25 protein-coding genes and 2 tRNA genes are annotated in these 25596 nt (G+C 73.2%); 17 read left to right on the top strand and 10 right to left on the bottom strand.

What is annotated here, in order from left to right:
• Nucleotides 1–913 (top strand): S8 family serine peptidase (locus ACIGG8_RS36220; RefSeq protein WP_396552878.1); only part of this gene is annotated, 913 nt, incomplete at its 5' end.
• 46 nt (nucleotides 914–959) lie between these two features.
• Here the strand turns inward: ACIGG8_RS36220 and ACIGG8_RS36225 are convergent.
• Genes ACIGG8_RS36225 through ACIGG8_RS36235 form a run of 3 tightly spaced genes read right to left on the bottom strand, consistent with a single transcriptional unit; the run spans nucleotide 960 to nucleotide 3531 of the window.
• The gene (locus ACIGG8_RS36225) at nucleotides 960–1457 is read right to left on the bottom strand and encodes a hypothetical protein (RefSeq protein ID WP_396552879.1); all 498 of its coding nucleotides are present in this window, start codon (nucleotides 1455–1457) and stop codon (nucleotides 960–962) included.
• Complete coding sequence (locus tag ACIGG8_RS36230; protein WP_396552880.1) at nucleotides 1454–3091, bottom strand: alpha/beta hydrolase; 1638 nt, start codon at nucleotides 3089–3091, stop codon at nucleotides 1454–1456. The genes ACIGG8_RS36225 and ACIGG8_RS36230 overlap by 4 nt, the downstream gene beginning before the upstream one ends.
• A 5-nt stretch (nucleotides 3092–3096) precedes the next feature.
• Nucleotides 3097–3531 carry a hypothetical protein gene (locus ACIGG8_RS36235; protein ID WP_396552881.1) on the bottom strand — a complete coding sequence of 145 codons (435 nt, stop codon included), beginning with the start codon at nucleotides 3529–3531 and terminating at the stop codon, nucleotides 3097–3099.
• Between the two features lie 177 nt (nucleotides 3532–3708).
• On the opposite strand from ACIGG8_RS36235, the gene ACIGG8_RS36240 reads away from it, so the two are divergent.
• Nucleotides 3709–5115, top strand: coding sequence for an MFS transporter (locus ACIGG8_RS36240; RefSeq protein ID WP_396552882.1), 1407 nt, complete (start codon nucleotides 3709–3711; stop codon nucleotides 5113–5115).
• 63 nt (nucleotides 5116–5178) lie between these two features.
• On the opposite strand, the gene ACIGG8_RS36245 is transcribed toward ACIGG8_RS36240, so the two are convergent.
• A complete protein-coding gene (locus ACIGG8_RS36245) occupies nucleotides 5179–5775 on the bottom strand; it encodes a flavodoxin family protein (RefSeq protein WP_350525996.1) in 597 nt (198 codons plus the stop codon).
• 224 nt (nucleotides 5776–5999) lie between these two features.
• Here ACIGG8_RS36245 and ACIGG8_RS36250 point away from each other — a divergent pair, with 224 nt between their 5' ends.
• From ACIGG8_RS36250 to ACIGG8_RS36270, 5 genes are all read left to right on the top strand, one after another.
• Nucleotides 6000–6452 (top strand): winged helix-turn-helix transcriptional regulator, encoded by a 453-nt coding sequence (locus ACIGG8_RS36250; RefSeq protein WP_396552883.1) that lies wholly within the window; start codon nucleotides 6000–6002, stop codon nucleotides 6450–6452.
• Nucleotides 6453–6628: 176 nt separating this feature from the next.
• Nucleotides 6629–6701: transfer RNA gene (locus ACIGG8_RS36255), tRNA-Thr, on the top strand.
• Nucleotides 6702–6863: 162 nt separating this feature from the next.
• Nucleotides 6864–7532: a response regulator transcription factor gene (locus ACIGG8_RS36260; RefSeq protein WP_350525998.1), complete on the top strand. Its 669-nt coding sequence runs from the start codon at nucleotides 6864–6866 to the stop codon at nucleotides 7530–7532.
• A gap of 138 nt (nucleotides 7533–7670) precedes the next feature.
• Nucleotides 7671–8633, top strand: a complete 963-nt coding sequence (galE, locus tag ACIGG8_RS36265; protein ID WP_396552884.1) for a UDP-glucose 4-epimerase GalE — start codon at nucleotides 7671–7673, stop codon at nucleotides 8631–8633.
• A gap of 336 nt (nucleotides 8634–8969) precedes the next feature.
• Nucleotides 8970–9977: a LuxR C-terminal-related transcriptional regulator gene (locus ACIGG8_RS36270; protein WP_396552885.1), complete on the top strand. Its 1008-nt coding sequence runs from the start codon at nucleotides 8970–8972 to the stop codon at nucleotides 9975–9977.
• Nucleotides 9978–9989: 12 nt separating this feature from the next.
• On the opposite strand, the gene ACIGG8_RS36275 is transcribed toward ACIGG8_RS36270, so the two are convergent.
• Nucleotides 9990–10487, bottom strand: coding sequence for a MarR family transcriptional regulator (locus ACIGG8_RS36275; protein WP_350526134.1), 498 nt, complete (start codon nucleotides 10485–10487; stop codon nucleotides 9990–9992).
• 111 nt (nucleotides 10488–10598) lie between these two features.
• Here ACIGG8_RS36275 and ACIGG8_RS36280 point away from each other — a divergent pair, with 111 nt between their 5' ends.
• The gene (locus ACIGG8_RS36280) at nucleotides 10599–11456 is read left to right on the top strand and encodes a methyltransferase domain-containing protein (protein ID WP_396552886.1); all 858 of its coding nucleotides are present in this window, start codon (nucleotides 10599–10601) and stop codon (nucleotides 11454–11456) included.
• 7 nt (nucleotides 11457–11463) lie between these two features.
• On the opposite strand, the gene ACIGG8_RS36285 is transcribed toward ACIGG8_RS36280, so the two are convergent.
• Nucleotides 11464–12066 (bottom strand): TetR/AcrR family transcriptional regulator, encoded by a 603-nt coding sequence (locus tag ACIGG8_RS36285; protein ID WP_350526162.1) that lies wholly within the window; start codon nucleotides 12064–12066, stop codon nucleotides 11464–11466.
• A gap of 179 nt (nucleotides 12067–12245) precedes the next feature.
• Nucleotides 12246–13241 carry a fatty acid desaturase gene (locus tag ACIGG8_RS36290; RefSeq protein WP_350526136.1) on the bottom strand — a complete coding sequence of 332 codons (996 nt, stop codon included), beginning with the start codon at nucleotides 13239–13241 and terminating at the stop codon, nucleotides 12246–12248.
• 248 nt (nucleotides 13242–13489) lie between these two features.
• On the opposite strand from ACIGG8_RS36290, the gene ACIGG8_RS36295 reads away from it, so the two are divergent.
• From ACIGG8_RS36295 to ACIGG8_RS36330, 8 genes are all read left to right on the top strand, one after another.
• Nucleotides 13490–13560, top strand: a tRNA-Gln gene (locus ACIGG8_RS36295).
• Between the two features lie 143 nt (nucleotides 13561–13703).
• Complete coding sequence (glmU, locus tag ACIGG8_RS36300; RefSeq protein ID WP_396552887.1) at nucleotides 13704–15158, top strand: bifunctional UDP-N-acetylglucosamine diphosphorylase/glucosamine-1-phosphate N-acetyltransferase GlmU; 1455 nt, start codon at nucleotides 13704–13706, stop codon at nucleotides 15156–15158.
• Nucleotides 15159–15362: 204 nt separating this feature from the next.
• Nucleotides 15363–16340, top strand: a complete 978-nt coding sequence (locus tag ACIGG8_RS36305; RefSeq protein WP_396552888.1) for a ribose-phosphate diphosphokinase — start codon at nucleotides 15363–15365, stop codon at nucleotides 16338–16340.
• A gap of 280 nt (nucleotides 16341–16620) precedes the next feature.
• Nucleotides 16621–17208, top strand: coding sequence for a 50S ribosomal protein L25/general stress protein Ctc (locus tag ACIGG8_RS36310; RefSeq protein ID WP_396552889.1), 588 nt, complete (start codon nucleotides 16621–16623; stop codon nucleotides 17206–17208).
• A 129-nt stretch (nucleotides 17209–17337) separates the two neighbouring features.
• Nucleotides 17338–17916: an aminoacyl-tRNA hydrolase gene (gene pth, locus ACIGG8_RS36315; protein ID WP_350526163.1), complete on the top strand. Its 579-nt coding sequence runs from the start codon at nucleotides 17338–17340 to the stop codon at nucleotides 17914–17916.
• A gap of 136 nt (nucleotides 17917–18052) precedes the next feature.
• Nucleotides 18053–18367: a hypothetical protein gene (locus ACIGG8_RS36320; RefSeq protein WP_350526140.1), complete on the top strand. Its 315-nt coding sequence runs from the start codon at nucleotides 18053–18055 to the stop codon at nucleotides 18365–18367.
• Nucleotides 18368–18471: 104 nt separating this feature from the next.
• Entirely contained in the window at nucleotides 18472–18993 is a 522-nt protein-coding gene (locus tag ACIGG8_RS36325; RefSeq protein WP_396552890.1) for a SigE family RNA polymerase sigma factor, read from the top strand.
• Nucleotides 18983–19945 carry a hypothetical protein gene (locus tag ACIGG8_RS36330; RefSeq protein WP_396552891.1) on the top strand — a complete coding sequence of 321 codons (963 nt, stop codon included), beginning with the start codon at nucleotides 18983–18985 and terminating at the stop codon, nucleotides 19943–19945. The genes ACIGG8_RS36325 and ACIGG8_RS36330 overlap by 11 nt, the downstream gene beginning before the upstream one ends.
• A gap of 55 nt (nucleotides 19946–20000) precedes the next feature.
• Here ACIGG8_RS36330 and ppc read toward each other — a convergent pair whose 3' ends face one another.
• On the bottom strand, nucleotides 20001–22736 hold the full coding sequence (gene ppc, locus ACIGG8_RS36335; protein WP_396552905.1) for a phosphoenolpyruvate carboxylase: 2736 nt from the start codon (nucleotides 22734–22736) through the stop codon (nucleotides 20001–20003).
• 337 nt (nucleotides 22737–23073) lie between these two features.
• Between ppc and ACIGG8_RS36340 the strand changes: the two genes are divergently transcribed.
• Complete coding sequence (locus tag ACIGG8_RS36340) at nucleotides 23074–24342, top strand: histidine kinase (protein WP_350526144.1); 1269 nt, start codon at nucleotides 23074–23076, stop codon at nucleotides 24340–24342.
• A 22-nt stretch (nucleotides 24343–24364) separates the two neighbouring features.
• Here ACIGG8_RS36340 and ACIGG8_RS36345 read toward each other — a convergent pair whose 3' ends face one another.
• Together ACIGG8_RS36345 and ACIGG8_RS36350 are read right to left on the bottom strand one after the other, a co-directional pair.
• Entirely contained in the window at nucleotides 24365–24943 is a 579-nt protein-coding gene (locus ACIGG8_RS36345; protein ID WP_396552906.1) for an SUKH-3 domain-containing protein, read from the bottom strand.
• A gap of 53 nt (nucleotides 24944–24996) precedes the next feature.
• Nucleotides 24997–25458: a YwqJ-related putative deaminase gene (locus ACIGG8_RS36350; RefSeq protein WP_350526145.1), complete on the bottom strand. Its 462-nt coding sequence runs from the start codon at nucleotides 25456–25458 to the stop codon at nucleotides 24997–24999.
• Between the last annotated feature and the right edge of the window lie 138 nt (nucleotides 25459–25596).

Below are 25596 nucleotides of genomic sequence, written 5' to 3' on the forward strand. Positions count from 1 at the left end.
ATATGCAGTAGACCAGGGAGTCAAGGTCGTCAGCATTTCGCAGGGAATCAATTCGGTAACAGCCGTCCCGGCAGATGTGGCAAAGCTGAACAAAATTCTTGCCGCAGCGCGCGCGAAGGGCGTGCTGATCTTTGCTGCTGTGGGAAATGAGGCCCAGTCGGGGAATCCGATCGACTATCCGGGCGGGCTTCCTAACGTCGTGGGTGTCGGGGCGGTTGACCGGAATGGGACCGTGACCGACGAGTCCGAGCGAGGGCCTCAGGTAGCGCTTGTCGCGCCGGGCAAGGACACGATTGCGGCTTGCACGGAACCGTCGGGCTACTGCAAAGGTCACGGCACATCCGATGCGACCGCCCTGGCGTCCGCCTCGGCTGCATTGGTCTGGGCGGTGCACCCGGAGTGGACTGCGAATCAGGTTCTGCGGGTGCTCATCAATACCGCCGGCCGATCCAATGGCGGCGACGGCCGTACGGACGGTGCCGGCTGGGGTGCGGTTCGGCCGCGTGTTGCGTTGACGGATCCGGGTGATCCGGGGCCGGCGGATGTGTCGCCGCTCGCGGCTGACGCGGCTTCGCCGTCGGGGGCCCCGTCGGCTTCTGCTTCGGCCTCCGCGTCGGCTCCCGCGCCGTCGGTGCCGAGCCCGACGGGCGGTGTGGCGGCGGGTGCGCCGTCGGCGCAGCCGAAGGCTGATGCGTCGTCGGGGTCGGGCAGTGTGGTGCCGATCGTGGGTGGTGTGGTGGCCGGGTTGGCGCTGGTGGCCGGTGGTGCGCTCTTCGTGGTGCGGCGGCGGAAGTCGGCCGTGCAGCCCGGGGCTCAGGTGCCGCCGGTGCCGCAGCAGCAGCCGATGGGTGCGGCGCCGCCGCCGTCGTACCAGCCGCCAGTGGCGCCGGAGGACAACCCGTACACGAAGTAGTCCAGGTCCGGACGATGCGCCGGGGCAGACGGCGGGCGGCGGGTGGTCAGCGCGGGGGCTGGGTGCCGTCGGGCCACACGCAGGGGGAGGTGAAGCCGATGACGAGCATCCCGTGCGAGCTGCCGATGCCGTCGATGGAGCCGGTGAAGCGGTTGGCGGCGTTCGTGAAGTGGATGGAGGTGCGCAGGGCTTCGGAGTCGTCGCGGTGGAAGCCCATGGATTCGATCCGGGCCCGGAGCCGTTCGACGTATTCGGCCTGGCGGTCCGCCGGGATGCCGGCGAGGCGTTTTTCGGTGACCTCCACGACTCGGCCGTCGTACTCCGAGGGGGCGTCGTTCTTGAAGCAGTTGGTGCCGTTCTCCCGCCCGTTCGCTGTGGTGACCGGTTGGGGCAGGTCGGCGATGGCCTGCCCCGCGTAGTCCGCGGTCTGCTGCTTCGCCTGGGCCCGCGTCATCGTGGGGGCGTCGGTTTCGCCGGTGCACGCCGGGACCGTCCACAGCAGTCCGGCGGTCACCGTGGCCGCGATCGCCCGGTGTGGCCTCACCGGTCGTTCCCGTTGCCGGTGATCACGGCGCCGAAGGACCTGACGGATTCGGTGCCGGGCAGCCAGTAGTGGGAGTGGTCGGTGGTGCCGGCCGGGAGGTGTCGGGCGCCGAAGTCGGTGTCCATGGGGTCGCGTCCGAACAGGAGGCCGGTGCCGGCGGCGGTCTTGATCATCGTGTCCTGGCTTCCCCGGGCGACGTGGACGCGGGAGGGGTCGATGTTCAGGTCCTCGGCGTGGTCGACGCCGACGCCGGGGCTGCCGACGAGGACGACGTCGTCCACCGGCGGGGTGTGGTCGCGCATGGTGAAGCCGACGACGACGCTGCCGTAGCTGTGGCCCATGAGGGTGTTGTGCGAGGGGGTGCCCTCGTGGGTCGTGCGCAGGGCGTGCTGGAAGCGGGCCAGGTCCTCCTCGGCGTTCTCGGCGTACGCGTCGGTGGACGCCTCCGGGAAGATGTTCTGCGGGGCGTCGTAGCCGACCCAGGCGATGGCGGCGGTCGTCCTGGGGCTGCCGGGGTCGGTCCGGTCGGCGGCCCTGACCATCTCGTCGGCCTTGTCGACGTCTCCGATGGCGGTGGCGAGCCGGGAGGTGGTGCCGGGGACCAGGGTGACCACGTTGTCCGCCGTGTCGGGGTTGTTGACGGAGACGATCGCGCGTCCCTTGCCCTCGGTGTCGTAGCCGAGCAGGTAGGCCGGGGTGCCGTCGCGGGATTCCGCACCGTCGCCGGTCAGGCGGCCCTCGATGGCCGCGATCGCCGTCAGCTTCTCCCGCAGGTCCTGCTGCCGGCGGTGCCATGCGACGTAGTCGGGGTTCGGGATGGGCTCGCCCTTGGCCCAGCCGAGGAACTGCGCCGGCTCGGGGCCGAGCCGGTCGAGCCGGGCCTGCAGGTCCTGCTTGCTCCGCGCGAGGTTGATCCGGTTGGCCTGGTCGCGGGCGACGGCGGGGATGCCGTCGAGGTTGCCGATCCGGTCGGGGTGGTTGAGGACGAAGCGTTGCTGCTGGGCTTCGGTGAGGCTGTCCCACCAGCGCTTCACGGCCTCCGGGTCGGTTCCGGTGGGGGGTACGGCCTCGCGGGCGGCGAACGCTTCCCGGTCCTTCCGCACGGTGGCGGCGTCCAGGCCGGTGCCGCTGCTCGCGTTGCGGGCGAGGTGGTTGAGCCGCTGTGCGATCTCCGAGTCGGCGTGGGCGGCCTCGTTGAGGGCGGCGGTGATGCGGCGGCCGAGTTCTTTGGCGGTCTCTTCGGCCCGGTCGCCGGGGTGGTTCGCGGAGGTGGGTTCGGCGTCCCAGGTGATGCGCCCGTCGGGGGCGACGGTGAACTTCTGCTTCTCGGCGTCGTCCAGGGCGTTGATCAGGTGTGCCTGGGCGGCGGCGAAGCCTTCGGCGGCCTCGGCGAGGGCCCGGCTGACGAAGGAGAGTTCCTGCGCGGCGAGTCGGAGTTCGGTGCCGATCGCCTGGATCTCGGCGGTGGCGTTCTCGGCGGCGGTCCCGGTCCACTGTGCCGCGCCGAGCCGGTCGGCGACCTCGTGCTGCCAGGACTCGGCGTGCCGTCCCAGCGCGGTGACGAGGGCGTCGTAGGCGGCTCCGGCCGTGGTGATGCCGTTGATGTCGGCGTTCCGGAGGGTGGCGATGTCCATCGGCCTCACCGGGCCTTGCCGGCGCCGTTGGTCCGGGCGGCTTCGGCGGCCGGGGACAGGTCCTTGGTGAGGACGGTTCCGAACGGGTCGGCGGCCGGGGGCCGGTGGGCGTACGGGGTGGTTGCCGCGCTGCCGGTCAGGGCCGTGGACAGGCTCTGTTCGTTCCGGCGGTAGTCGGCTGCGGCGGTCGAGAGCTTGGTGCCGCTGCCGGCCATGTCGGCGGCGAGCTTGTCCAGCAGGGTCTTCCAGCCGGCGGCGCAGTCGTGGATGGCGGGCCCGGTGAGCCAGCCCCGGAGGGCGGCGGCGGCCTGGTCGCCGGGGGCGGTGATCTTCGTCGTCTCGGACGGGATCCGGCTGCCGAGGTGCTGGGCGGTCTGCCCGCAGTTTTCCAGTACGGCCGGATTGACGGCGAGAGCGGCGCGTGAATAGGGGCCCGGCACGGTTTCCCCCCGTATGTCGAGATGGTCTCCGGACGGTCAGCATACGTGCGGTGGGGCCGGGTTCGGCGGGCTGCGGGGAGCGCGTGGGGTGCGGGCCGGGCGCGGGTCCGCGGGGGTGCGCCGTGGTCACCCGGGTGGGGGCTGGTGGGGGTGGGGCGGGGTGGTGAGGGTGCTGGTATGGATGCGGAGGATGCCTGGCAGGCAGTGCAGTTGGGGCAGTTGGGGCAGTCGGGGCAGGCGGAGCGGTCGAAGCGGGCGGAACAGCCGGGACAGGCGGGCCAGTTGCACCGGGCCGCGGCCGCGGCGCTGATCGGGACGGCGATCGAGTTCTACGACTTCTTCATCTACGGGACGGCGGCCGCCTTGGTGTTCGGGCCGGTGTTCTTCCCCGGACTGGGCACGGTGGGGGCGCTGTTGGCGGCGTTCTCGGTGTACGCGGTGGCGTTCCTGGCCCGGCCGTTGGGGGCGGTGGTGTTCGGGCACTTCGGGGACCGGGTGGGGCGGAAGGCGACCTTGGTGGTGTCGCTGCTGCTGATGGGGTTGGCGACGGCGGCGGTGGGGGTGTTGCCGGGGTTCGCGGCGTGGGGGTGGTGGGCGCCCGCCGTGCTGGTGGCGCTGCGGGTGTGCCAGGGCGTCGGGCTGGGCGGGGAGTGGGGCGGGGCGGCGCTGCTGATCGCGGAGAACGCGCCGGCCGAACGGCGGGGGCGGTACGGCGGGTTCCTGCAGTTGGGGCCGACGTGCGGGTTCGTGCTGGCGAACGGGGTGTTCCTGGCGCTCCAACTCGGGCTGGACGAGCGGGCGTTCCGCGCCTGGGGCTGGCGGGTGCCGTTCCTGGCCTCGTTCGCGCTGGTCGCGGTGGGGTTGTTCGTGCGGCTGCGGATCGAGGAGTCGCCGCTGTTCCGCTCGGCCGGGCGTGGGGAGCGGGCGCCGTCGCTGGAGGTGCTGCGTGAGCACTGGCGCCCGGTGTTGGCGGGCGGCGGGGCGATCACGGTGGGGTACGCGCTGTTCTACCTGACCACGACGTACGCGCTGGCGTACGCGACCTCGGGGCTCGGGGTGGCGAGCACGCTGGTCCTGACGATGCTGTTGATCGGCGCGGTGGGGATGGCCGCGACGGTGTGGCTGAGTGCCGCGCGCAGCGACCGGTGGGGCCGGCGGCGGACGCTGTGGTGGGCGACGGTCCTCGCCGCGGGTTGGTCGCTGGTGCTGTTCCCGTTGCTGGAGACGGCGAGCCGGTCGCTGATGTTCGTCGCGCTGGCGGGCGCGATGGTGGTGCTGGGGTGCATGTTCGGGCCGGTGGCGGCGTTCCTGCCGGAGCTGTTCCCGACGCGGGTGCGCTACACGGGTGCCGCGCTGACGTACAACCTGGGCGGCGTGATCGGCGGGGCGACGACCCCGCTGGTGGCGACGCGGTTGACCGAGGCGTACGGGACGGCGCAGCCGGTGGGTTGGTACCTGGCGGGGTTGGGCGTGCTGGCCCTGGGTTGCCTGCGGCTGCTGCCGGAGACCACCGGCGCCGAGCTCGGGGCGGTGGACGGCGGACGCCGCCGGGCGCCCCTGCTGGGGGCGGATCCGGCGGCGTAGGCGCGCGCGAGGGGCGGTCGGGTCGGGCCGAGCGGGTCGGTCGGACCGCCTCGGTCGGAGCGGTCAGCCGGCCAGGGCGGCGCGGCCGGCCAGCACCACGGCGGTGTGCTGGGCGACGCGGGCGCCGAGGTGCTCGGCGGTCGCGATGTCGGCCTTGTGGACGGCCTCCGGGCCGGCGTCGGAGGGGGAGGAGGCGGCGGCGCCGCTGAAGAAGCCGAGGCGGTTGAGGTCGTTCTCGGACGCGGTGGTGGCGTTCCAGCCCGGCTTGAGGCCGAGGTTGACCCAGTTCATGCCGTGCTGGGCGGCGAGGGTCTGGAAGAAGCCGAGGGTGCCGGCCTTGTCGCCGCTCTTGGAGGCGGAGTTGGTGAAGCCGGCCGCGACCTTGTCCTTCCAGGCGTCGGTGAACCAGCGCTTGCTGGAGGCCTCGGCGAAGACGTGGAAGGCGCCGGAGGCGGTGCCCATGTAGGTGGGGGAGCCGAAGACGATCGCGTCGGCGGCGTCCAGCTGGGCCCACTGCTCCTCGGTGATGGTGTCGACGGCGATCTGGACGACCTCGGCACCTGCGGCGGCGGCGCCGCGGGCGACGGCCTCGGCGATCACGGCGGTGTGGCCGTAGCCGGAGTGGTAGGCGAGGACGACGGTCGGGCGGATGGCGGTCATGTGGGCGCTCCAGGGGGACGGCGTGGACCGGCGGAAGCCGGTGCGACGGCAGCAGGCGGCAAGCAGAAAGCGGAATGCAGACGGCAGAGGACAGGGCACGGCGCCGGGGCAGGACGCACTGACGCGGCCCGGCCGACCCCGGTCCGTCTGTGGTCTCCAATATAGACCAGGTCTCCATTGGTTACCAAGGGCGGATTGGAGACCGGCGGGCTACCCTGGAGGGCATGACGACGGAGGAAGCGACCCGGGCCCGGGCGGGGCAGCGCGAGGAGCAGCAGGAGCCGGGCGGGCCGGAAGGCGCGGCGGAGCAGGGGTTCGACCTCTTCGCCCGGCTCTGCCCCAGCCGCGAGGTGTTCGCCGAGCTGGCCGACAAGTGGTCGCTGCTGATCCTGATGAGCCTCGCCGCCTGCGGGCCGCAGCGCTTCTCCGAGCTCCAGCGCGGGGTCGGCGGGGTCAGTCGCAAGATGCTCACCCAGTCCCTGCGCAACCTGGAGCGCAGCGGCCTGGTGCTCCGCACGGTGTTCCCGGAGACGCCGCCGCGCGTGGTCTACGACCTCCTGCCGCTCGGGCGCGAGCTGGCCGAGCTGGTCACCCCGGTCGGGCAGTGGACCGAGCATCGCGCCGGGCAGATGATGGCGGCCCGCGAGGAGTTCGACGCCGCGCACGCCGAGGGCTGACGCCGCGCACACCGAGGACTGGGGCCGCGGAACACGCGCGCGGGCCACGGCGCCCGCCGGCGATCGAGGCCGCGGAGCGATCGGGAAGCCCGGAGCGGAGCCGATTTCCCTTCCGGGCCGACGGCCGTGTAATGTCTTCCTTGTTCGACCGGCCCGGGAAAACAAAAACCCGGCAAGCCCCTATAGCTCAGTCGGTAGAGCGTCTCCATGGTAAGGAGAAGGTCTGCGGTTCGATTCCGCATGGGGGCTCAACTGGAAGACCCCCGCCTCTGGCGGGGGTCTTTCGCGTTTCCGGCCGCAGTCGACGCGCGACGGCTGGCGGGTCGGGTACGGAATGCGCTGTGATGGTGCGTCATCGGCCGCCCGCCCGAAGGGCGCGGGCGCGAGCCGAACCCTGACCGGGAGGGCGTCATGGGCGTTCGACTCGTGGTGGTGGACGACCACCGGCTGTTGGCCGAGGCGCTGGCCACCGCGCTCCAGCTGCGCGGACACCGGGTGCTCGCGGTGGGCTCCCCGGCCGGTGTCGCCGCTGACCTGGTGGCCGGCCGGCGGCCCGAGGTGTGCCTGCTGGGGGTGGCCGCGCCGGGGGAGCCGGGCGCCTTCGACGGGCTGCGCCGGATCCGCCGGGAGCGCCCCGAGGTGGCGGTGATCGTGCTCGGGCCGGTGGGCGAACTGCGCGGTGTGGCCGGGGCGTTCGCGGCCGGCGCGGCCGGGTACGTGCCCAGCGACGAGCGGATCGAGGTCGTCGAGCGGGCCATCGGGCGGGCCCGGGCGGGTGAGGCCGCGGTCACGGTGGACGTCCTGCGCGGCGCGTTCGACCAGCTGCTGCGCCCGGCGGCCGAACCGGACGACGAGGCCGTCCGGCTGCTGCGCCTGCTGACCCGGCGTGAGGTGCAGGTGCTGGCCCGGATCGCGGACGGCGAGGACACCGCCGCGATCGCCGCCGGGATGCGGATCGCCGCCAGCACCGCCCGGACGCACGTCCAGCGGGTGCTGATGAAGCTCGGCGCGCGGACCCGCCTGGAGGCGGCCGCGGTGGCGGCGCGCACCGGGCTGCTGGAGCGGATGTCCGGGGGCTGATGACTTGGTGAAGAGCCTGCGAGCAGCTGCCCGGGTGGTCCGGAGCACCCCGGCGGGTTGGGAGAATGGCCCCAGTCGTACGGATTCCGTCGATGGCCACGCCCACCGCGCGGACCATCGCCCGCTGGAGGTCGCAACATGAGTAAGTACCTGGTCACGGGTGGCGCCGGCTACGTCGGCAGCGTGGTGGCCGCCCACCTGCTGGAGGCGGGGCACCAGGTGACCGTCCTGGACGACCTCTCGACGGGCTTCCGCGAGGGCGTTCCGGCCGGTGCCGAGTTCGTCGAGGGCCGGATCCAGGAGGCCGGCGAGGTCCTGGACGGCTCCTTCGAGGGCGTGCTGCACTTCGCCGCCTCCTCGCAGGTCGGCGAGTCGGTCGTGGACCCGGAGAAGTACTGGCGCAACAACGTGGCCGGTTCGCTGGAGCTGATCAGCGCGATGCGCGCGGCGGGCGTGCGCAAGCTCGTGTTCTCCTCCACCGCGGCCACCTACGGCGAGCCGGAGGCCGTGCCGATCGCCGAGACCGCCCGCACCGCGCCGACCAACACCTACGGCGCCACCAAGCTCGCCGTGGACCACCTGATCACCAGCGAGGCCGTCGCCCACGGCCTGGCCGCCGTCTCGCTGCGCTACTTCAACGTGGCCGGCGCGTACGGTGCGTACGGCGAGCGCCACGACCCCGAGTCGCACCTGATCCCGCTGGTCTTCCAGGCCGCGCTCGGGCAGCGCCCGCACATCGCGGTGTACGGCGACGACTACCCGACCCCGGACGGCACCTGCATCCGCGACTACATCCACGTCGCGGACCTGGCCGACGCCCACCTGCTGGCCCTGGGCGCGGCCACGTCGGGCGAGCACCTGATCTGCAACCTGGGCAACGGCAGCGGCTTCTCGGTGCGCGAGGTGATCGAGTCGGTCAAGCGCGTCACCGGCCGGGAGATCCCGGTGCAGGTCGAGGGCCGCCGGGCCGGCGACCCGGCGGTGCTGGTGGCCTCGGCCGCCCGCGCCCACGAGGCGCTGGGCTGGACCCCGCGCCGCCCGAGCCTGGACGACATCGTCGCCGACGCCTGGAAGTTCACCCTGGAGAAGAACGGCCTGTAGAGGCCCTGTAGGCCCTGCATGCCTTGTCGGCGGGCCCGGCACGGCCGCCGGCCGTCGCGGCCGCCGCACCCGGAACGTCCGGGAACGGCGGCCGCGACGGTGGCGCGGCACGGCCCGGGAACCAAGTCCGGACACTCACGCACCTTCTGACGAAACTTCACCAAATCGCCACGAGGGCGTTTCCCGACCCCGTACGCTGAGTGCGGTACCGGTGGGGGCCGGCGCCCTTTCGATCTCACCGGCCACCGGTGGGCGGGCGGAACGGCGGGTCCGGAACGCGGACGCCGGGCCGGTCCCCGCTCCCGGGCTCGGGCGGTCTGAGCAGGGGGAGGGACGATGGGGCGGATTCGCGTCCTGGTGGTCGACGACCACCGGATCTTCGCCGAAGCACTGGCCGCGGCGCTCGCCGCCGAGCCCGACGTGGAGGTGGGCGCGGCCGGCAGTGCGGCCGCCGCCGAGCGGGCGCTGGAGCGCGCCGCCGCCGAGGGCCGGGCCTACGACGTGGCGCTGATCGACGCCGATCTCGGGGCCGGCGGGGGCGCAGGTGCCGGAGCGGCCGGTGGGGCCGGAGCGGTCGGGCCGCCCGGGGCGGCTCCGCCGACGGCCCGCAGACGGCCCGGTACGGACCCCGCCGAGGAGGCCCGGCGCCGGGTGGCCCCGCCCGTACCGCCGCCGCGGCGGCCGGCCGCACCACCCGGGGCGCCCTCCCCGCTGTCGTCCGCCGCGGTGCCGGGTGCGCCGCCCGGCGGGGCCCGGTCGGCGGCCGACCCGCTCCGGGCGGACCAGCTCAGACCCGGCGCCCCGCCGCCCGACGGCATCACCCTGCTCGCCCGCCTCCGCCGCGCCCACCCCGGTCTGCGCGCCGTCGTGCTGGCCACCGCCGACGATCCGCATCGCGCCGCCCGTGCCCTGCACGCGGGCGCCACCGGCTGGGTGGCCAAGGAGAGTTCACTGGCCCGGCTGCTCGCGGTGGTCCGGGGCGTGCTGCGGGACGAGACGCACCTGCCGCCCGCGCTGCTCACCGGGGTGATCCGCGAACTGACCACCGCGCGGCGGGACCGCACCGAGAGCGAGCGCCTGGTGGACACCCTCACCCCGCGGGAGAAGCAGATCCTGCGCTGCATGGTCGCCGGCCTGGGGCGGCAGGCCGTCGCGGAACGGCTCTACCTGTCGCCGCACACCGTCCGGACGCACATGCAGAACGTGCTCGGCAAGCTCGGGGTGCACTCCACGCTGGCCGCCGTCGCGGTCGCCCGACGGGCCGGGGTCAGCCCCGCCGAGCCGGCCGTGCCGCCACCGGCCGTACCGCCGCCGTCCGTGGCGGCGACCGTCGAGCGGGCGTAGGCCGGTCGCGGCTCAGCCCGGGATGTTGTCGAACGGGGCGATCAGCAGCCGCAGCAGTGCGGCGAGTTCGGTCTGCTGGCCGGAGGTGAGCTGGGCGAGGAGTTCGCGTTCGTGCGCGAGCAGCCCGGCGAGTGCCTGGTCGGCGCGGTCGCGGCCGTCGTCGGTGAGCCGCACCAGGACGCCGCGCCGGTCGTCCGGGTCGGGCAGCCGCTTGACCAGGCCCTTGCCGGTGAGCCGGTCGATCCGGTTGGTCATGGTGCCGGAGGTGACGAGCGTCTGGGTGAGCAGCTGGCCGGGGGAGAGCTGGTACGGGGTGCCGGCCCGCCGCAGGGCGGTCAGGACGTCGAACTCCCAGGGCTCCAGGCCGTGCTCGGCGAAGGCGGTGCGGCGGGCGCGGTCCAGGTGCCGGGCGAGCCGGCTGACCCGGCTGAGCACCTCCAGCGGCTCCACGTCGAGGTCGGGGCGCTCCCGGCGCCATGCTGCGACCAGCCTGTCGACCTCGTCCTCCATGACGATCAGTGTATCGGTGGATGTGTCGATGTGAAGTCTCTTGACATCGAGAAATGTGCCGACGAGGCTTCACCGAGATATCTTGATATCGAGATACCTGTGAGGTGAACCATGAGCACCACCGCCTGGGACCCTGCGCAGTACCTGCGCTTCGCCGACGAACGCACCCGCCCGCTGCGCGACCTGCTCGCCCGCGTCCCCACCCTTCCGCACCCCGGCGAGGAGACCGTCCTCGACATCGGCTGCGGCCCCGGCAACTCCACCGCCGTCCTGCGCGAACGCTGGCCGCACGCCCGCATCACCGGCGTCGACAACTCCGCACCGATGCTCGCCACCGCCCGTGCCGAGGGCGAACCCGACGCCGACTACCTGCTCGCCGACGCCCGCGACTACGACCCGGCCCCGGCCCGGCCCGACCTCGTCGTCTCCAACGCCGCCCTCCAGTGGATGAACCGGAGCGATCGCCGGCCCCGACAGGGACCCTCCTCGCCGAAGGCGGGCGAGGAGGGACGGGTGGACGGCCACCTCGACATCGTCCCGCGCTGGGCCGCCGCCCTGCGCCCGGGCGGCGTCGTCGCGTTCCAGGTCCCCGGCAACTTCGACGCCCCGAGCCACACCCTGCTCGCCGACCTGCGCCGCAGCACCCGCTGGCGCGCCCTGCTCGGCGAGGACGCCGTCCGGGCCGGGGTCCACCCGCCCGCGCGCTACCTCGAAGCCCTCGCCGCCGCCGGCTGCGACCCGGACGTCTGGGATACCACCTACCTCACCGCCCTGCCGGGGCCGGACCCGGTCCTGGAGTGGGTCAAGGGCACCGCGCTGCGCCCCGTCCTGACCCGGCTCACCGATCCGGCCGACCGGGCCGCCTTCCTCGCCGAGTACGGGCGGCTGCTGCGCGAGGCCTACCCGGCCGGGCCGTCCGGGACGGTCTTCCCGTTCCGGCGGATCTTCGCGGTGGGGGTCAAGCGATAGCCGGGGCTCAGCCCTTGCGGTCGCCGACCAGCTTCGGGTGCCGCTCCAGGCCCTCCAGGCCATGCCAGGCGAGGTTCACCAGGTGCGCCGCCACCGTCGCCTTGTCCGGCTTGCGGACCTCCAGCCACCACTGGCCGGTCAGCGCGACCATGCCGACCAGCATCTGCGAGTACATCGGGGCCAGCCGCGCGTCGAAGCCGCGCGACTTGAACTCCAGGCCCAGGATGTCCTCCACCTGGGTCGCGATGTCGCTGATCAGCGAGGCGAAGGTGCCGGTCGACTGGGCCACCGGCGAGTCCCGGACCAGGATCCGGAAGCCGTCCGTCGAGGTGTCGATGTAGTCCATCAGCGCGAAGGCGGCCTGTTCCAGCAGCTCGCGCGAGTGCCCGCCGGTCAGCGCCCCGGTCACCATGTCGAGCAGCAGCTGCATCTCGCGGTCCACCACCACCGCGTACAGGCCCTCCTTGCCGCCGAAGTGCTCGTACACGACGGGCTTCGACACCCCGGCGCGTTCGGCGATCTCCTCCACCGAGGTGCCGTCGTAGCCGCGCTCGGCGAAGACCGTCCGGCCGATCTCCAGCAGCTGCTCGCGCCGTTGCTTGCCGGTCATCCGGACCCGGCCGCCCCGGCGGCGCGGGGCGGCCGGGGCGTCGGCCCCGTCGGCCGGCCCGCCCGCCGGTGCAGCGGCCCGCGGACGGGCGGGCGCCGCGTCCGTCCGCGTGCCGTGGTGACCGCCTGTGGTGTCTGCGCTGCTCCCGTTCACCCCTACATCATGCTGGAAGCGCCGCCTCATGCGGTGCGGCGGGCGGCGATCCGCTGTGCGTCCGGCCAGCGGACGTCCCGGACCCAGCCGGCCAGCTCGAACCAGCGGATCAGCCGGGCCGAGGAGTCGATCTGCCCGCGGAGCACCCCGTGCCGGGCCGCGGTCGGATCGGCGTGGTGCAGGTTGTGCCAGGACTCGCCGCAGGAGAGCACCGCGAGCCACCAGACGTTGCCGGAGCGGTCCCGGGAGCGGAACGGGCGCCGGCCGACGGCGTGGCAGATCGAGTTGATCGACCAGGTGACGTGGTGCAGCAGCGCCACCCGGACCAGCGAACCCCAGAAGAAGGCGGACAGCGCGCCCGTCCAGGTCAGCGTCACCAGGCCGCCGACCAGCGGGGGCACCAGCAGCGAGATCGTGGTCCAGAGCCAGAACAGCCGGGAGATCCGCCTTATGGCCGGGTCGCGGACGAGGTCCGGGGCGTACTTGAGCTGCGGGGTCTGCTCCTCGTCGAACATCCAGCCCATGTGCGCCCACCACAGGCCCTTCAGCAGGGCCGGGACGCTCTCCCCGTAGCGCCAGGGCGAGTGCGGGTCCCCGTCCTTGTCGCTGTACCGGTGGTGCTTGCGGTGGTCGGCGACCCAGCGCACCAGCGGGCCCTCGACGGCGAGGCTCCCGGCGATGGCCAGGGCCAGGCGCATCGGCCGGCCGGCCTTGAACGCGCTGTGGGTGAAGTAGCGGTGGTAGCCGACGGTGATGCCGTGGCAGGTGAGGAAGTACATGGAGACGGTGATCGCGACGTCCGTCCACCCCAGCCCCCAGCCCCAGGCGACCGGTACGGCGGCCAGCAGTGCGGTGAACGGCACGAGGATGAACAGGCCGAGCGCGAGCCGCTCGGCCACGCCCTGCTTCTCCCCGCCACGGGTGGCGGACAGCTGCGTGGCTGCGGTGTCGGGATCGGGTTCGGGAGTCGGAGTGCGGGACGCGGTGGTCCCCGCGCGCGCCTCGCCTGCCTGGATGGTCATGGGCGTCCCTTTGCGGCGTCCCGGAACGGGAGAGAAGCGGAGCCTACGTCGGCGTAACTTACGGCATCGTAGGTTGCACTCCGTGTCCAGGGGAACACTCCACCGCGCGGCACTTGAGTGAATTCACCCGACTGGATGGATGAACCCGGGGCCCGGGGAGATCGGTCGGGGGGCTCGAATCCGGGCCTCGGATCGGCGCAAGTCGATACCCACGGTGGGGTCCGCTCGGGTAGGGTCTGACACGTCTGTCCGCCGTGGTGTAATGGCAGCACAGGGCCCTTTGGAGGCCTTTGTCTGGGTTCGAATCCTAGCGGCGGAGCCTCTGCACGCCTCCGGTTCGGGCGTCTCCCATCACGCCGGTATTGTCGGTGCTGCTCGGCGGACTGTGCATATGGCGACCGGCCTGGGTCCCGGCCGGGTCCGCTCTGCCCTCTCTGTGAACCTACCGAGGAGCCTCCCCGCATGGGTGCCAATTCGCTTGCCGCCGTTGTCGTGCTCGCCGCCGGAGGCGGGACCCGGATGAAGTCGAACAAGCTGCCCAAGGTGCTGCACGAGGTGTGCGGACGGTCGTTGGTGGGGCACGCGGTGGCGGCGGCCGGGGAACTGGCGCCGGAGCAGCTCGTGGTGGTCGTCGGCCACCAGCGCGAGCAGGTCCAGGGGCACCTGGTGGAGCACTACCCGGCCGTGCGGACCGCGGTGCAGGAGGAGCAGAACGGCACCGGGCACGCGGTGCGGACGGCGCTGGAGGCGCTGGCCGCGGACGACGTGGTCCTGGACGGCACGGTGATCGTCACCGCCGGCGACTCGCCGCTGCTGACCGGGGCGACCCTGCGCCGGCTGGCGGACGCGCACACCGCCCAGCAGAACGGCGTCACCGTGCTGACCGCCGTCGTCCCCGAGCCCTTCGGCTACGGCCGGATCCTGCGCGACGAGGACGGCACGGTCGCCTCGATCGTCGAGGAGCGGGACGCCACCGACACCCAGCGCGCCATCGCCGAGATCAACTCGGGCGTCTTCGCCTTCGACGCCAAGCTGCTGGTCGAGGCGCTGGCCGCGCTCACCACGGACAACTCGCAGGGCGAGGAGTACCTGACCGACACCCTGGAGATCCTTCGCAAGGCGGGCCACCGGGTCGGCGCCGTGGTCGCCGAGGACCACCGGGACATCCTGGGCATCAACGACCGGGTCCAGCTGGCACAGGCCCGCCGGCTGCTGAACGACCGCCTGCTGGAGCGGGCGATGCGCGCGGGCGTCACCGTGGTGGACCCGGCGACCACCTGGTTCGACGTCCAGGTGAGCTACGAGCCGGACGCCGTGGTGCTGCCCAACACCCAGCTGCAGGGCGCCACCCACCTGGCCGAGGGCTGCGAGGTCGGCCCGAACTCCACCCTGAAGGACACCCTGATCGGCGCCGGTGCCCGTGTGAGCAACACCACGGCCGACCGCGCCGAGGTGGGCGAGCTGGCCGTCGCGGGCCCGTACGCCTACCTGCGGCCGGGCGCGAAGCTGGCCCGCAAGGCGAAGGTCGGCACCTACGTCGAGATCAAGAACTCCGAGCTGGGCGAGGGCGCCAAGGTCCCGCACCTCTCGTACATCGGCGACGCCACGATCGGTGAGGGCACCAACGTCGGCGCGGCCTCGGTCACCGTGAACTACGACGGCGTGAACAAGCACCGCACCGTCATCGGCGCGCACTGCCGCACCGGCTCGGACAACATGTTCATCGCCCCGGTGACCATCGGTGACGGCGCCTACACCGGCGCCGGTTCGGTGATCACCAGCGACGTCCCGCCGGGCGCGCTCGGCGTGAACCGCGCGTACCAGCGCAACATCGAGGGCTGGGTCGAGCGCAAGCGCCCCGGCACCGTGTCGGCGCAGGCCGCGAAGGCCGCGACGGACGCGGCCGCGGAGGCCTGACGCGGCGGGCCCGGGACCGCGGGGCGGTCCCGGGGCGGACGGTTTCTGCGCGGGCGCGTAACCTTGGGGACATACGTGCGCCACTGGGCTTACCGCCCGTGTCCAGGCGTACCGACAATTCCCCGACCCCGTACCGCGCGTGGGCCTCGCCTGCCCGGCACCGGGTCGCGGGTTCAGCGTCCGCAAACGCGAGGAGACGGTGCAGTGAGCGGGATCACGACGTCGGGTGAGAAGAAGCTGAAGCTCTTCTCCGGCCGTGCCCACCCGGAGCTGGCGAAGGAGGTGGCCGCGGCGCTCGGGACCGAGTTGGTCCCCACCAAGGCCCTGGACTTCGCCAACGGCGAGATCTACGTCCGTTTCCTGGAGTCCGCCCGCGGCGCGGACTGCTTCGTGATGCAGAGCCACACGGCTCCCATCAACCAGTGGATCATGGAGCAGTTGATCATGATCGATGCTCTGAAGCGGGCCTCCGCCCGGAGCATCACCGCGATCCTGCCGTTCTACGGGTACGCCCGCCAGGACAAGAAGCACCTCGGCCGCGAGCCCATCTCGGCCCGGCTGGTCGCCGACCTGCTGCGCCAGGCCGGTGCCGACCGCCTGATGGCCGTGGACCTGCACACCGCGCAGATCCAGGGCTTCTTCGACGGCCCGGTGGACCACCTGTTCGCGCTGCCGCTGCTGGCCGACTACATCGGCGAGAAGGTCGACCGCTCCAAGCTGACCGTCGTCTCGCCGGACGCCGGCCGCGTGAAGGTGGCCGACCAGTGGTGCGACCGGCTGGACGCCCCGCTGGCGATCATCCACAAGCGCCGCGACATCACCCAGGCCAACACCATCCTGTCGGCCGACGTCGTCGGTGACGTGAAGGACCGGGTCTGCGTCCTGGTCGACGACATGATCGACACCGCCGGCACCATCTGCGCCGCGGCCGACGCGCTGTTCGAGAACGGCGCCGCGGACGTCCTGGTGGCGGCCACCCACGGTGTGCTCTCCGGCCCGGCCGCGGACCGGCTGAAGAACTCGCGGGTCAGCGAGTTCGTGTTCACCAACACGCTGCCCACCCCGGCGCAGCTCCAGCTGGACAAGATCACCACGCTGTCCATCGCCCCGTCGATCGCCGCCGCGATCCGCGAGGTGTTCGAGGAGGGCTCGGTCACGAGCCTCTTCGAGGGCGTGCACTGACGAAGCCCGCGCAGGCGGCCCCGGTCCCCAGCGGGCCGGGGCCGCCGCCGATTTCGCGGGAGGCGGTAGGTGCGGTTAGACTCGTGAAACTGCTCGGCGAGGGATGCCGTGTGCCTGCTCGACGGGCGCTCGCTCCGTGATCGACGCGCTGCCGGTGCCGGATTCCCGTCCGCCGGCAGGCCGTTGCCGCCGAGTGACCCCCGAACGTACTGAGGGTGTGGTCCCGGCGGTTTTTCGCGTTGCCTGCACCCCCGCGCCATTTTCCACGAGGAGTGCAGTCGTGTCCGAGATCCGTATTGCCGCTGAGACCCGTACCGAGTTCGGCAAGGGTGCCGCCCGTCGCGCCCGCCGCGCCGGCTTCGTCCCCGGTGTCGTCTACGGCCACGGCCACGCCCCGGTTCACCTGAACCTGCCCGGCCACGACCTGATGATGGCCCTGAAGACCCCGAACGCCCTGCTGGTCGTCCCGATCGAGGGCAAGGACGAGTACGTCCTGCCGAAGGCCGTCCAGCGCGAGGCCATCAAGCGCACCATCGAGCACGTCGACCTGCTGCTGGTCAAGCGTGGCGAGAAGGTCAACGTCGAGGTTCCGGTCCACACCGAGGGCGAGCTGGCCCCGGGCGGCAACCTGCTGGAGCACGTCCTGCAGGCCCTGCCGATCGAGGCCGAGGCCACCCACCTGCCCGAGGCCGTCACCGTCTCGGTCGAGGGCCTGGAGGCCGGCGCCTCGATCCACGCCAAGGACATCGTCCTGCCGGCCGGTGTCGCCCTGGCCGTCGACGCCGACGCCGTCGTCCTGCAGGTCATCGCCGCCCAGGCCGCCCCGGCCGAGGAGGAGACCGAGGAGGTCGAGGGCGCCGAGGCCTGAGCCTCGCCCCGAAAGCTTTGACCGCTGCCCCGGTCGCTCCCGCTGGAGCGGCCGGGGCAGCGGTGTGTCCGGGACGCGGTGTCTCCGGGGATGATGGCGTCGAGCGTGAAGGCGAGGAGTGAGGGCGCGATGGCGGACGAGTACGAGGGCCCCTGGCTGGTGGTCGGGCTGGGCAACCCGGGCGAGCAGTACGCCCGGAACCGGCACAACATCGGGTTCATGGTGGTGGACCTGCTGGCGCAGCGGATGGGCGCCAGGTTCAAGGCGCACAAGAGCCGGGCGCAGGTGGCCGAAGGGCGGCTGGCGGGCAAGCGGGTCGTGCTGGCCAAGCCGATGTCCTTCATGAACCTCTCCGGCGGGCCGGTGACGGCGCTGCGCGACTTCTACAAGGTGCCGGCCGCCGCGCTGATCGCGGTCCACGACGAGCTGGACATCGACTACGCGGCGCTGCGGCTGAAGCTGGGCGGCGGGGACAACGGCCACAACGGGCTCAAGTCGATCACCAAGTCGCTGGGCCCGGAGTACCACCGGGTGCGCTGCGGGATCGGCCGCCCGCCGGGCCGGATGGAGGTCGCGGACTTCGTGCTGAAGGACTTCTCCTCGACCGAGCGCAAGGAACTGGAGTGGTTCGTGGACCGCTCGGCGGACGCGGTGGAGGCGCTGCTGTCCGAGGGTCTGGAGCGGGCCCAGGGCACGTACAACTCCTGAACGTCCGTCAACAGTCGTGGCGGGTACGCAACAGTCGTACAACGCTTGACCGGTCAAACCTGAATCCGTGTGAGAAGCCTGTGCGGGATCGGATAGCGTCGGCCCGGGTACGCGAACGAGTCCTGGGGAGTTCTCGATGCGGGGATTGGGTCCGGTCCGCCCGCTGCGGCGGATCCGGGTGGTCCGGCTGAAGCAGTTCGGACGGCGGATCGGTACGGCCGGTGCGCTGGGGGCGGCCGGAGTGCTGCTGTCGAGCGGTGCGCTGGCGCACGCCGACCCGGTGGCGGAGCCGGATCCGCTGATCGCCCCGGAGCCGGCCGCCCAGCCGGTGCTCGGCGAGTCGATGGGCCCCGACGCGGGGCTGTTGGCGGTCGGCGGCGGCCTGCTGGTGGCGGGCGGCGGAGCGGCGCTGTGGTTGAAGCGCCGGCGCGCGGGCGAGCCCGCGGAGTAGTCACGAGTCCTCAGGGGCCGGTGTCCACGACGGTGGGCACCGGCCCTTCGTCGTACTTTCCCGGGGGTGTCATCCGTTTCCGGCGCGCCGGGCGTCATGGGGGTATGAAGCGCGAATCATTGCGCCCGGGGGGCTCGGGGGCCGATCCGTTCGACGAGTTCGTCGCGGCTCGCTACCAGGCCCTCCTGCGGGGGGCGTACCTGATCACCGGGGACGTCCACGACGCCCGGGACCTGCTGCACGACGCGTTGGCCCGGGTGTACCCGAAGCGGACGGCGATCCGGGACGTGGCGGCCGCCGAGGGGTACGTCCGGACGACGATGGTCCGCACGCACGTCTCGCGCTGGCGGCGCACCCGGCGGGAGGTGCTCACGCCGGTGCTGCCGGACTCCCCGGAGGCGACGGTGGCCGAGCACGACGAGCAGCTGGCGGCGGCGCTGCGGGCCCTGCCGCCCCGGCAGCGGGCGGTGGTGGTGCTGCGTTACTACGTCGACCTGCCGGTGGCGCGGGTCGCGCAGGAGCTCGGTTGCTCGGAGGCCACGGCGAAGACGCATCTGGCGCGGGCGATGAGGACGCTCCGGCAGGAGCTGGCACCGGCGAGGGAGATGGTGGGGCATGGCGGCTGAACACCCGGACGGGTTCGAGGAGGAACTGGTCGTCCGGCTCGGCGCGCGGGCGGGGTCGGTGGCGGCCAGTCCGCCGCTGCCCCGACTGCGGGAGGCCGGTCGGCGCCGGGCGCGGTCGCGCCTGGTGGTGCGGTCGGTGGCGGGGGCGGCCGTGTTCGCCCTGGGAGTGGGCGCGCTGGCGCAGTGGGGCGGGAGCACGACCGGGGCCGTACGGGGGTCGGCCCAGGTCGTGGGCGGGGGGTCGTTGTCCCCGTCCCCGTCCCCGTCCCCGGGGACGGGGAGCCGGCCGCCCGTCCCGCAGGCGTCACCGGGCTCGCCGTCGTCGTCGGCGCCGGACACCGGGGGGCCGCTGCTGCTCTGCCAGGGCGGGCCGGCCTCGCTGCGGCTGCCCACGTGGGACCAGGTGACGGCTTCGGGGACGACGTCCTCGCGGCCGCCGTCGAGCGGGCCGTCCGGCCTGCCGTCGGTGCCGCCGCCCGTGTCGTCGACGACGACGCCCCCGTACGTGCCGTCCGCGGGGGCGAGCACGAGCGGGGGGCCGGACGCCCTCGACCTCGACCCGGTCCGGGTGGCCGCCGACATCAGGAGGGTGGGGGCCGACAAGTACCCGGACCACTGGTTCGGCGTCTGCGAGACCCTGGACCGCCAGGTGTACGTCATGCGGGTGCCGGGTTCCGACCTCGACGCCGTCGTGTCGGCCGCCGTGAGCCACCACGGGGTCACGATCAACTTCGTGGACGTGCCGGGGTCGCGTCGGCACTACCTGGCGCTGGCGCGGCGGATCACGGTCGACGACGGTGGCTACTGGGCGGCGCGGGGGGTGACCATCTCCGGGGTGACGATCTCCGAGGACGGCACCGGGGTGCTCGTGCACACCCCGCAGTTCGCGGCCGTCAGGGCCGACGTCCTGGCCCGCTACGGGTCGGAGGTGATCGAGGTGCGGCCGCGCTGACCGGAACGCGGAGGGGCCGACGGCGCGCGCCGTCGGCCCCTCCGCGTTCCCGGGGTCAGCCGGTGTTGCGCAGGCCGGCGGCGATGCCGTTGACGGTGAGCAGCAGCGCGCGGGCGCGCAGCGGGTCGTCGTGGCGGCCGGCCGAGACCTCCTCGCGCTGGCGGCGCAGCAGCGCGACCTGGAGGTAGGAGATCGGGTCGAGGTAGGCGTCGCGGACGGCGAAGGTCTGCTTCAGCACCGGGTTGTGCTCCAGCAGTTCGCTCTCGCCGGTGAGCCGGAGCACCTCGCGCAGGGTGAGGGCGTGCTCGTCCTTGATCTGGTCGAAGACGTGGCGCAGCTCGCCGGGCACCAGCTGCTCGACGTAGTGGCGGGCGATCCGCAGGTCGGTCTTGGCCAGCGTCATGGCGACGTTGGACAGGAAGTTGCGGAAGAAGTGCCACTCGCCGTACATCTCGTCCAGCACGTCGCCCAGGCCGGCCGCGCGGGCGGCGGCGAGGCCGGAGCCGACGCCGTACCAGCCGGGGACGATCTGGCGGGACTGGGTCCAGCCGAAGACCCACGGGATGGCCCGCAGGCCGTCCAGGCCCGCGCCGGAGTCGGGGCGGCGGGACGGGCGGGAGCCCAGGTGCAGCGAGGCGAGCTGGTCGACCGGGGTGGAGGCGAAGAAGTACTTCGGCAGGTCCTCCTGCTCGACCAGGCCGCGGTAGGCGGTGTGGGCGGCCTCGGAGACCCGGTCCATCGCGGCGTCCCAGCGGGCCAGCTCCTCGGGGGCCTGGCGCGGGGCGGTGTGCAGCGCGGAGGCGGCCAGGGTGGCGGAGAGGGTGAGCTCCAGGTTCTCCCGGGCGAGGGAGGGGAGCAGGTACTTGTCGGAGATGACCTCGCCCTGCTCGGTGACCTTGATCTCGCCCTCCAGGGTGCCCCAGGGCTGGGCCAGGATGGCCTCGTGCGAGGGGCCGCCGCCGCGGCCGACGGTGCCGCCGCGGCCGTGGAAGAGGCGCAGCCGGATGCCGTAGCGGTGGGCGACGTCGCGCAGTCGGCGCTGGGCGCGGTGGATCTCCCACTGGGAGGTGGTGATGCCGCCGAACTTGGAGGAGTCCGAGTAGCCGAGCATGACCTCCTGGACGTCGCCGCGCAGGGAGACGAGCAGGCGGTAGGAGGGGTCGGAGAGCATCTCGTCGAGGATGCGGTCGGCCTGCTGGAGCTCGTCGGTGGTCTCCAGCAGCGGCACGATGCCGATCTTGGCGACGCCGGCGTGCAGGTCGATCAGGCCGGCCTCGCGGGCCAGCACGGTGGCGGCGAAGACGTCGTCGGCGCCCTGGCACATCGAGATGATGTAGCTCTCGACGATCTCGTCGCCGAAGCGCTCGAAGCCCTCGCGGATGGTGTTGAAGACGCCGAGGGTCTTGGTGCCGGCCTCGTCCAGCGGGGCCGGGGTCGGGGCGAGCGGGCGGCGGGAGCGGAGTTCCTTGGCGAGGAGCTTCTGCCGGTACTCGCGGGGCATGTCGGCGTAGCGCCAGGCCTCTTCGCCGAGACGGTCGAAGAGCTGGCCGAGGGCGTGGTGGTGGGCCTCGGCGTGCTCGCGCACGTCCATGGTGGCGAGCTGGAGGCCGAAGGCCTCGATGGTGCGGATGGCGCGGGCGAGGCGGCCGTCGGCGATGAGTTCGCCGCGGTGGGCGCGCAGCGAGTCCTGGATCAGCCGCAGGTCGGCGACGAGTTCGCGGGTGCCGCGGTAGTCGCGGCCGTCGATGTGCGGGGTGCCGCCGGCCAGGCGCTCGCGGGTGTTCTCCAGCTTGAGCCGGATGCAGGTGGCCTTGAGGCGGTAGGGCTCCTCGGCGTTCATCCGCTTGTAGCGCGGGCTCAGTTCGGGGAGCAGGTGCAGGTCGTTGTTGAGCGAGGCGAGCAGTTCGACCGAGGCCCCGGCCAGCCGCTCGGAGGTGGAGAGGGTGTTGCGCAGGTCGTCGATGGCGTCGAGGGCGTCCTTGATGCCGTACTCGTGCTGGAGGTTGAGGACGTCCCAGGTGACCCGCGGGGTGACGTTGGGGTTGCCGTCGCGGTCGCCGCCGATCCAGGTGCCGAAGGTGAGCGGGCGGACGCCGTCGGGCAGGTTGAGGCCGACCCGGGCGAGCTCCTCCTGCAGCTCCTCCAGGACCTCGGGGACGGCCTCGCGGTAGAGCTCGTCCAGGTAGTAGACGGCGTTGCGGGCCTCGTCGGTGGGCTCGGGGCGGGCGATGCGCAGCTCGTCGGTCTGCCAGAGCAGGTCGATGACCTCGGCGAGGCGGCGGTCGGCGGAGCGCTTGGCGCTGCTGGTGCGGGCCGGGTCGGCGGCGACGAGGCCGGAGGCGAGCTCCTCGCGGTGGATGCGGTCGAGGAGTTCGCCGATCCGGCGCAGCTTGTTGAGGACGCTGCGGCGGGCGGCCTCGGTGGGGTGCGCGGTGAAGACCGGGCGGACCGCGAGGTGGGCCAGGGTGTCCGCGAGGTGCTTGGGGTCGGCCTCGGCGAGCTGGTCGGCGGTCTGCGCGAGCAGCGAGCCCTCCCGGGCGCGGCGGGTGGCGAACTCCCGGCCGCGGTGCACCTGCTCGGTGACGTTGGCGAGGTGGAAGTAGGTGGAGAACGCCCGGACCAGCTTGGCGGCGGTGTCCAGGTCGATGTCGGAGAGGAGTTCGGCGGTGGCCTCGCCGTCGGTGCGGCTGAGCAGGCGGACCTGTTCGACCAGGCCCAGCAGCTGGGGGCCCTCCTGGCGGACCAGCGTCTCGCCGAGCAGGTCGCCGAGGCGGCGGATGTCCGCACGCAGGGCCGAGTTGTCGGGGCCGGCGACGGCACTGGCATGACTGGTGGGGCTGTCCGCCGGGGCGGGGACCGGAGCGGTCACGGCTGGCTCCCTGTGGTGGTGGGGTTCGGCAACGGCTCATCGTCACAGGTCCACACGCGTGTGGCGGTTGTGACGCGTGCGGACCGCGCTGTCCGACGCGACCAGCATAGGTGTCGGGGCGTTCGCTGTCCGCGAGGTGGCCGGATGGCGGACAGAGCTGCCGAAAAGCGGCGGTGGTCTGGACCACTTGGCGGACTCGGAAGGTGTGCCGGACAATCCCGGTGGGGAGGGGTGGGGATTGCCGCATAGTCTGTCGGGCATGAGCTTGTCGCCGGGGGAGCGCGCACAGGACCGGTCGTTCTGGTGGTGGAAGCGGCCGCGCAGCGCCTTCCTGGACATCGGGCTGGCCGTGCTCGCCGCCCTGGAGTGCTCGGTCAGCACGATCGCCTTCCTCTCCGCCCGCGTCGACCTGTCGACCGCCGGCGTGATCGGCGTCGCGGTGCTGGGCTCGCTGGCCGGCGGCTCGCTGGTGCTGCGCCGGCGCTGGCCGGCCGTTCCGGTGCTGGTCACCCTGCTCGCGATGCCGGGGATGCTCGGCGTCCTGCTGCTGGTCGTGGCGCTGTACACGCTGGCGGAGACCTGGGAGTGGCCCTCGCGGCGATGGCGGGTGGTGGCGCTGTCCGCGCTGGCCTTCGCCGAGGCGGTCGCCGTGATGATGGTGTCGATGCTGACCCCCGGCGACTCGGCCGCGGAGCCGCCGCCGCTGTGGGGCCAGGTCCTGATAGCGGTGCTGGTCGCGGTCGGGCTGACCGTCCCCCCGGTGGTGACGGGCCTGTACGTGGGCGCGCGGCGGCGGCTGATCGAGTCGCTCAAGGACCGCGCGCACGGCCTGGAGGCCGAGCTGGACCTGCTGGCCGAACAGGCGCAGGAGCGTGCCCGCCGGGCCCGGCTGGAGGAGCGCACCCGGATCGCCCGCGAGATGCACGACGTGGTGGCGCACCGGGTCTCGCTGATGGTGGTGCACGCCGGGGCGCTGGAGCGGATCGTCGTCAAGGACCCTGAGAAGGCCGCGCAGAGCGCCAAGCTGATGGGCGAGGTGGGCCGGCAGGCGCTGAACGAGCTGCGCGAGATCCTCGGTGTGCTGCGGATGGACGACGAGCGGCAGCCGGAGCCGGACTCGCTGGCCGGGCTGCCGCGGCTGGTCGACCAGTCCCGGGCGGCCGGGATGGCGGTGACGCTGACGGTCAGCGGCAGCCGCCAGGAGTTCACCGGCGAGGCCGAGCAGACCGCCTACCGGGTCGTCCAGGAAGGGCTGACCAATGCGCACAAGCACGCGGGCGGCGCCCAGGTGTCCGTCCTGCTGGCGTACGCGCCGAACGGGGTGCGGGTGAGCGTGGTGAACGCCTGCCCGGGCGGGGAGCGGGGGGCGGCCAAGCTGCCCAGCGGGGGCAACGGACTGGTCGGGATGCGGGAACGGGTGATCGCGCTCGGCGGCACCTTCTCGTCCGGGCCGGAGGCGGACGGAGGGTTCCGCGTCGAGGCGGTGCTGCCCTCCCGGCTGGCGGTACGGGCCGAGCGGCTGCGGTGAACCGCCGCCGCTCCCGCCCTGCTCAGCGGTCGTCGGCGGTGCGCAGCCGTTCCGGGGAGGTGCCCAGCACCAACGCGGTGATCGCCTGGTCGATGCCGTGGCCGAGGAACCACTCGCCGGTGTGGTCCAGGCTGTAGACCCGGCCCTCCTCGTCGACGGCGAGCAGCGCCTGCCCGTACGCCTCCTCGCCGAGCGGCGCGACCTGGGTGCCCAGCGCCCGGCCGAGGTCCAGCAGGGTGCGCGGCTGGTGCAGGCCGCACAGCGGGTCGACCAGGAACGGGGTGCGGGCCAGCTGGCGGCCCGGGCCGGACAGGTCGAAGGCGAGGCCGCCGAACTCGGCCCAGGCCTCCACCGCTGCCGGGAAGACCGAGTGCGCCACGCCGTTGGGCGCGCCGTACCCGACCAGGGCGTCGGCCCACTCCTCGGCCTGCCCCATCTCCCAGCGGCCGGGGTGCCAGCCGGCCGCCTTCAGCTCGGCGGCGACGTCGGCGGGGAAACGCGGGCGGGTCCGCCCGACGGTGCCGGTGGCGGAGTCGCCGGCGGCTCCACCGCCGGGGGCGGAGAGGGTCGCCGGCGGCGGGGGCGGACTGGGCGGATTCAGGGTGGCCTCCAGGGCTCGGGGACGGGGGGACGGACGGACCGGCGCTCGACCGGTCAGCGCACGGTCGGTCCGACGGCGACGCTCTGCACGGTGAAGTGCTCCAGCATCGGCGCGCAGGAGCGGCACGGCGGGGCGTGGGTACCGTGCGCCGGATCGCCCTCCTCGCGGATCCGCAGGGTCGTCATCCGGGAGCCCCTGAGCGCCTTGCGGGCCTCGTTCAGGCTCATCGGCTTGCGGGCGGCGCGCTTGGAGCGCCGGCCGTCGACCGCGGCCAGGTACTGGGAGAGCAGGACGGCCTCCGGGCAGCGGCCGGTGAACCGCTCGCGGGCCTCCAGCGGCAGGGTGTCCAGGAAGCCGGTGACCAGGTGGTGCAGGACCGGGCGGCGGTCGTCCTTGCCGCCCGCCAGGGTGTGCACCTCGCCGCCCTTGAGCGACAGCGCGGCGGCGACGGCGGGCAGCAGGCTGTCGCGGTGGTGGCGCAGCACGGGCGGGTCCGCCGGCTCACCGGTGGTCATCCGTCGTCCTCCTCCTCGTTACCCGGCCGTCGGCCGGGGTGGCCCGGCCGGTCCTGGGCAAGCCTGTCAAACGACACCGACATCCGTACAACCGGGGTGCGGGCGTGGCGGATACCGGGCGGACCGCGCGGGCCGTTC

Origin of the sequence: Kitasatospora sp. NPDC085464 (assembly GCF_044541955.1) — a bacterium.
Classification (GTDB): Bacteria; Actinomycetota; Actinomycetes; order Streptomycetales; family Streptomycetaceae; genus Kitasatospora.